Below are 7571 nucleotides of genomic sequence, written 5' to 3'. Positions count from 1 at the left end.
TACTGACTTATTGTTTTTTCTCCTTAGAGAAAAGAAATTGTTGTTTCTTCACTTTTGTGAAGTCCCTACACATTTGGTTTGTCTTCTTTGTTTAGTTTTCAAAGGTCAACATCGCTTTACGCGACAACTCCTATATATTATCATAGGCGTTTTTCACTGTCAATAACTTTTTTAAAATTTTATTTTAAACGCTTAAAAAGCGAACGTTCGTTAACAGTGCTTATAATTTACCATAGCTTCTTATTCTTTGCAAGTCTTTTTTAGAACTTTTTTTATATTTTCTAATCCAATAGAAAAGACTGTAGTTTTGCTACAGCCTCTTCCTTCTTATTGTACATTTCCTGATGAAACTTCTTTTCCATCACTTACTATTCTATATTTTCCTATCGGTTGTGAATTACTTAAACTAAATGTCAAATTCAGTGTAGTATCTTCCTTAATTTCTAATGTGTTATATACATTGGAAATTTTATTTTTTGCATCTTCAATATAAATGGTAATTTTATTAACTGCTTTTTGCCCATTATTTTGAGTATTTTTATGATATGGAATTACAATTTGTTTTGTAACTGTATGTTCCTTTTTACCTTTTGATAATACAATTGTAAGTGCAGTCCCTTTTTTTACTTCTGCCCCTTCTCGTATTGATTGTCTAATAACTGTATCTACAGTTGCCTCGTTTTCTTCTTCAGTAATGGTTAATGTTAAATTATTTGAATTTGCATATTCAATGGCTCCTGCTCTTGTATAACCTGTTAGGTTTGCCATTTTAATCGAGCTTTCTCCTTTACTAACTACTAATGTAATTACAGGATTTTTTCCTTCTACTTTTTGATTTGGCGCAATACTTTGAGAAATCACTTTTCCAGATTCTACGCTATCAGAATTTTCTTCTTGTTTTTCTACTGTAAATCCTAGTTTTTTCAATTCATCTCTTGCAGCTTCATAATTTTTATTACGATAATCTTTCATTGTAATAGCTTCTTTTCCTGAACTTACTTTAATCGTAATTTTTGATTTTTCTTTTACTGTACTACCAGCTTTTGGATTCGTTTCAATCACTTTGCCACTTTCAATTTCATCCGATTTTACCTGAATGACATCTGTAACATTTAATTTTGCATCTGCTAATTTTGTTTTAGCGACTGCTTCTGTTAAATTCGTTACATCTGGTACTTGTACTTCTTTTGGACTAGATTGTAAAAATACAAAAAACATAATTCCAACAATTGATATCAATAAAAGTAGAAACACCCACGGCCATTTCCGTTTCTTCTTAACTGATTTCTCTTCATCCATTTCTACAACTGGTATTTCTTTACTTGTTTGAATCGGTTTAACTTTTTGAGTATTAATTGGTGTTAGTACTTTTGTTTCTCCTGAAAAACTTGCTGGTACAAATTTCTTTTCATATAGTCTTGTAGAGTCTAAACAAGTTTTCAAATCTTGAAACATTTCATAACAACTTCTATAGCGATGCATTGGATCTTTTGCAGTAGCTTTTAATACAATATTTTCCAAGCTCTGTGGAACCATTGCAATCGGACTTACAATCGTTGGTAATGGTTCTTGGAAATGTTTCAGCGCAATAGAAACTGCGGACTCCCCATCAAAAGGTACTTTCCCTGTTAATAGTTCATATAACACAATACCTAAAGCATAAATATCTGTTTGAATGGTTGCCATTCCACCTCTTGCTTGTTCAGGTGATAAGTAGTGTACTGAACCTAGCAATGTATTCGTTTGAGTTAATGAAGTATCTGATAAAGCAACTGCAATTCCAAAATCTGTTATTTTAACATTTCCTTCTTTATCAATTAAAATATTTTGTGGTTTAATATCACGGTGAATAATGCGATTTTGATGTGCAGCTGCAATCGCTGATACAATTTGCATCATAATACGAACAGCTTCAATAGGATGTAGTGCACCTTTTTGTCTCACATAATCTTTCAAATCGGTTCCTTCTACATATTCCATCACAATGTAATTCATTTCTTGTGATTGTCCAACATCATATACACCTACAATGTTTGGGTGAGTTAATTGAGTCGCTGACAAAGCTTCTCTTCTAAATCTTCTCATCGCATCATCATTTTGACGAAAATCTAATCGTAATACTTTAATGGCAACTAATCGATCTAAAATTAAATCCTTTGCAAGGTAAACCGCAGCCATTCCACCAGTTCCAATTAAAGATTGAATTTTATAACGTCCATTTAATGTTCTACCAGCTTCTAGCATTAGGCTTCCTCCTCTCTAAGGTGAATTTTTGCAATCGCAACTGTAATATTATCACGACCACCTGACTCATTAGCTGCTTGAACAGCTTTTTCCACTTGTTGTTCCAAATCTGAATAATGATTTAGAACATTTCTTATTTCTTCTAATGACAACATATCGCTAAGTCCATCACTACATAGTAATAAGATATCTTCTTCTTTCACAGTCATTCTGACAAAATCAATTTCGACAGCCGAAGTTACTCCTAATGACTGTGTCACGATATTTTTATTTGGATGATGTTCTGCTTCTTCAGGAGTGATTTCTCCAGATTTCAATAATGCGTTGACTAAACTTTGATCTTCTGTTAATTGCTTTAATTGGAAGTTTCTTAAAACATAAGCTCGACTATCTCCAACATTAGCAATCATTAATTGATTCCCAATGACACATGCGGCTACTAAAGTTGTCCCCATTCCATATAAATCAGCATATTGAGTAGAACGTGAAAGAATATCATCATTAGCTTCTTCAATTTTTTTAATGAGCCATTGATATGCTTCTTCCATATCATCAAAATGAGTCTTTTCCCATGCTTGTCCAATCGCCATTAGCGCCATTGAACTCGCCACTTCTCCTGCATTATGTCCACCAATTCCATCGCAAACCATCATAAGCGGGATGTTATTTTTGCTTTCAAAGTAGCCAGCAGCATCTTCGTTTACTTTTCTTCGTTGACCAACATCACTTTTTATAGCAAATTTCATACAATCCCTCCTTAATGTTTAAGATTTTTTCACTAATTTACAAATATAAAAACCATCACTATTAAAGTCATTTGGTAATATTGTAATATCTTCTGTATCTTTATGAATCCAATTTCCAATCGGTTCAATTTCAAATGCTGGGTTTACTTCTAAAAATTGATTGACCAGCTCTCTATTTTCTGCCTTATTAATCGTACACGTAGAATATACTAGGCTTCCCTTTGATTTTACCATTTTTGAAGCAGATAATAAAATCTCAAGTTGAATTTTTTCTAAACTCTTTAAATCTTTTAAACTTTTTGTATATTTTATATCCGGTTTACGACGAACTAAACCTAATCCTGAACAAGGAGCATCCACAAATACTGCATCAAAACTTTCAGCTGAATAAGCTTCTTGAACATTACGCGCATCTAATACTCTCATTGAAATACAATCATCCACTTGTAACCTTTTGGCATTTTCTTGTATTTTTTTTAGTTTATGTTCATATAAATCTAAAGCGTCTACACGTCCACCTTTTGATGGTTCTAAATAACTTGCAATATGAGTCGTCTTTCCACCGGGTGCTGCACATGTATCAAGAACTTTATTTGTTGGTTGTAAATTAGCAACTTGTGCTACTAAAGATGAGGCTTCGTCTTGAATCGTAACAATCCCTTTTTCAAAAGCTTTTGAGAGGAATACATTTCCCTCTTCCACAATTAAACATCTATTCGACAAGGTACTTTCTCTAGTTTGAACTCCTTCTTCTAATAGAAGTTGTTTTACTTGCTCTTGACTGAAATGATTCGGCTGAATACGTACACTGACACTTGGCGCTGTTAAAATAGACTCAGAAATTTGTTGTGCTTGTTCTACTCCATACTGTTGTTTAAATAATTGGTACATCCATTTTGGAATACTATACTGTACACTCATTCTTTCATCTGCATCTTTTATTTCCTCAAAACTTCTTAAATCATTTCTTTGGAAATTTCTCAGTACGCCATTGACAAATTTTGCAATCCCTTGATGTCCTCGTTTTTTCGCAATTTGTACTGCTTCAAAAATCGCTGCATGATCTGGAATTTTATCTAAAAACACCATTTGGTAAATAGAAATTCTTAGCAATTGTTTCACCCATGGTTGAATTTTCTTTGCTTTTTGAATATAAGGGGCTAAATAAAAATCAATCGTCATTTTTCGCTGAATCGTTCCATAAAACAATTCAGTTAACAGACCTTTATCTTTTGCAGTCCATTTTTGTTGCTCAATTACCTTTTTTAAACTAATCGTTGAATAAGATTGATCTTGTTCCACTTGAACTAATAAGTCTACAACTGCATTTCTGACCTTATCCATGATTTACCCCTTCAAAGCAAGCTTTCTCTTCAATAACAGAAGCAAATCCATTCATAAAGGCATCTGAACTCATTTTAGCTTTTCCTGCAGGTTGTAATTCAATAATTTCTAATACGGTTTGATTACCACATGCTACATACAAATGATGATTTTCTTTAAATAATGTCCCTGGTTGTTCAGCAGTTGTTTGATCTACTACCTTCACTTGCCAAATTTTCACTCTTTCTCCATTTAATATAGTAAATGAAGTTGGCCAAGGACGTAATCCACGGATAAAGCAATCCACCATTTTTGCTTCTTTTGTCCAATCGATTTGTTCTTGTTCTCGTGTAATATTTGGAGAATACGTTACGAACGCTTCATCTTGTACAATTTCAGTAATTGTCCCATCAAACATTTTCGGTAATGTATCTAATAATAATTCCGCACCTACCACACTTAATTTTTCAAACATAGAAGCTACATCATCAATTTGTTCAATTGGAATCGAGCGTTGTGATAAAATATTTCCCGCATCCATTTTGCTAACCATTCGCATAATGGTTACACCTGTATGAGAATCCCCATTCATAATAGCGTAATGAATCGGTGCACCCCCGCGATATTTTGGTAATAAGGATGCATGAACATTGACAGCACCTTGTTTAGGAAATTCTAAAAATTTCTTCGGTAAAAACTGACCATAAGCAGCTGTTACAATTAAATCAGCTTCTAATGTCATTAATTGTTCTAATTCTTCTGAACCCGTTAATTTTTCTGGTTGATATACAGCAATATTTTGCTCTAATGCATATTTTTTCACGGGAGATGGCGTAATCACTTTTTTACGACCAACTGGTCTATCTGGTTGAGTCACAACCGCAATCACTTCATATTCTTCTGAACTAACTAAAGCATCTAATACTTTTGTTGAAAATTCGGGTGTCCCCATAAAAATAATTTTTTTCAAAATTCCACTTCCTATCCTTATAAAAAATATTGAGGTTCTACATCAATGGATACCGCTACTTTTGATTGCGGAGTCGATTGAGTATTGACTAAGACCTCATGTAATAAAATATCTAATACTGGATCTTTTTTATATTTAATAATTAATTGATAATAATAACGATTATTCATTCTAGCAATTGATTTTGCACTCGGTCCTAATAAGACAGATTGAGAAGATAGTTTACCTTCCAATACCTTTCTAATTTCATAAGCCTGTTTTTGTGCAGCATATTCTTGTTCACTAGAAACTGTAATCATCACTGTAAAATAATAGGGCGGATAATGAGCGAGATGTCTCATTTTCATTTCTTGAGCAAAGAAAGCCTCGTAATAGTGATTTTGTGCTAATTGGATAGCATAATGATCTGGGTTATATGTTTGAATAAATACTTCTCCACCCTTATCTCCTCTACCAGCTCTTCCTGCTACTTGCGTTAATAATTGGAAAGTTTTTTCTGCAGCCCTAAAATCCGGAATATTTAAAGCTGTATCTGCATTGACGACTCCTACTAAAGTGACATTTGGAAAATCTAACCCTTTAGCAATCATTTGTGTTCCAATTAAAATATCCGCTTTTTGTTCTTCAAATTGTTTTAACAACGCTTCATGTTGTCCCTTTTTACGAGTTGTATCGACATCCATTCGAATAACTCTTGCAGTTGGCAACAGTTGCTCTAATTCTTCTTGAAGCTTTTGAGTCCCCGTTCCAAAATAACGAATTTGTCGGCTATGACATTTCGGACAGTGATTTGGAATACCTTCTTCATGCCCACAGTAATGGCATTTCATCACTTTTGTATCCATATGAAGCGTCAAAGAAATATCACAATTTGGACATTCCAATACATAACCACAATCTCGACACATAATAAAGGACGAATATCCTCTTCGATTTAAGAGCAACACACTTTGCTCTCCTTTTTCTAATCGGTCTTCTAAAGTTTGTAATAGACGTTTGGAGAAACTTCCTTTTTGTGCTAGAAATTCTTGTTTCATATCAAGCACATGGACTTGAGGTAATGGTTGATGTTTAGCACGTTTTGTTAAACGTAACAAACGATAAACTCCCTTTTCCGCTCTTGCTCGAGATTCTAAACTTGGAGTTGCACTTCCAAGTACGACAGGGCAATGATGATATTTTCCTCTCCAGATCGCAATATCTCTCGCATGATAACGTGGAGTATCATCCTGCTTATAAGTACTCTCATGTTCTTCATCTAAAATAATAATGCCAATTTTTTCTAAAGGAGCAAATACTGAAGATCTTGCTCCAACAACAATGTCTGCTCGACCTTCTTTTATTTTTTGCCATTCATCATGTTTTTCTCCAGGATTCAACCCACTATGTAAAACAGCTACTCTATTCCCAAATCGTTCTTTGAATCGTTGAACCATTTGAGGAGTTAATGAAATTTCTGGAACAAGCATCATAGCGCTTTTTCCTTTTTGAATGGCTTCTCCAATCCATTGAAGATACACTTCTGTTTTTCCTGATCCTGTCACTCCTTGTAACAAATAAACATGAGAGGTTTCATCAGTCTCTTCTTCTAACACTTGTTGAAAGACTTTTTTTTGCTCTTCATTTAGTTCAAATGGTTTAGAGTGGACAATTTTTCTCCCCGCATAAGGATCTCTATCTACTGCTCTTTTTTCTAACAGAATCCAACCTTTTTCAACAGCTTTTTTCACATCTGCTTGCACAACATTAAAACGAGTCATAAATTCAGCTTTCGCAATTTCTGTATTCTCTAAACTAGACAAGCCTTCTAGAAATCTTACTTGTTTTGCCGCATTTTTTGGAACTTGCTTTATCATTTCCAAATATTCTTCAGGTAAATACGATAATACAATCCAATCTTCTGTTTTTATTTGTTTGCGGTCTTCTACTAAAGTTTTTGTTTGCACAATTCCTTTTTGTTTTAAACGTAGTAACTCTGCCAAAATTTCCTTTGGCATTTCATCCGTTACTTCTATTTCTAATTGCCCATTAAAAATTCTTTGAAAAATTTCTTCTTGCTCTTGGGGATTTTCTAATACAAATAACTTTCTCGTTGTTGTTTTTAACATCGCTGGCAACATTGTTTGATAACAGTGAATTAAAAAGGCAAATAAATGATTAGACATATATTCTCCTAATTTAATCATTTCTTTTGATAGAACAGGTTCAAGATCCATTAAACGTTCGATTTCTTTTAATTCCCCATCAAAATCAGATGTTGGACGAATTGAAACAACAAAGCCTTGCAC

Annotated in this window: 5 protein-coding genes; all 5 read right to left on the bottom strand. The window is 33.5% G+C overall.

The genetic code is table 11. The features are described from left to right. Positions 1 to 327: 327 nt before the first annotated feature. Positions 328 to 2244 carry a Stk1 family PASTA domain-containing Ser/Thr kinase gene (gene pknB / locus RWR88_RS08250; RefSeq protein WP_314451757.1) on the bottom strand — a complete coding sequence of 639 codons (1917 nt, stop codon included), beginning with the start codon at positions 2242 to 2244 and terminating at the stop codon, positions 328 to 330. Further along, positions 2244 to 2990 carry a Stp1/IreP family PP2C-type Ser/Thr phosphatase gene (locus RWR88_RS08245; protein ID WP_314349347.1) on the bottom strand — a complete coding sequence of 249 codons (747 nt, stop codon included), beginning with the start codon at positions 2988 to 2990 and terminating at the stop codon, positions 2244 to 2246. Before RWR88_RS08245 ends, pknB begins: the two co-directional genes overlap by 1 nt. Before the next feature lie 18 nt (positions 2991 to 3008). Beyond that, on the bottom strand, positions 3009 to 4334 hold the full coding sequence (gene rsmB, locus RWR88_RS08240; RefSeq protein WP_314451755.1) for a 16S rRNA (cytosine(967)-C(5))-methyltransferase RsmB: 1326 nt from the start codon (positions 4332 to 4334) through the stop codon (positions 3009 to 3011). Next, positions 4327 to 5283, bottom strand: a complete 957-nt coding sequence (gene fmt / locus RWR88_RS08235; protein WP_314451753.1) for a methionyl-tRNA formyltransferase — start codon at positions 5281 to 5283, stop codon at positions 4327 to 4329. The genes rsmB and fmt overlap by 8 nt, the downstream gene beginning before the upstream one ends. Positions 5284 to 5300: 17 nt before the next feature. Beyond that, on the bottom strand, positions 5301 to 7571 hold a 2271-nt coding region (gene priA / locus RWR88_RS08230), incomplete at its 5' end, for a primosomal protein N' (protein ID WP_314451752.1).

The sequence above is a fragment of the uncultured Granulicatella sp. genome (assembly GCF_963528195.1).
In the GTDB taxonomy this organism is placed as follows: Bacteria; Bacillota; Bacilli; order Lactobacillales; family Aerococcaceae; genus Granulicatella.
The sequence above is the reverse complement of the archived record's forward strand: the minus strand, read 5'-3'. Positions and strand labels throughout refer to the sequence as shown.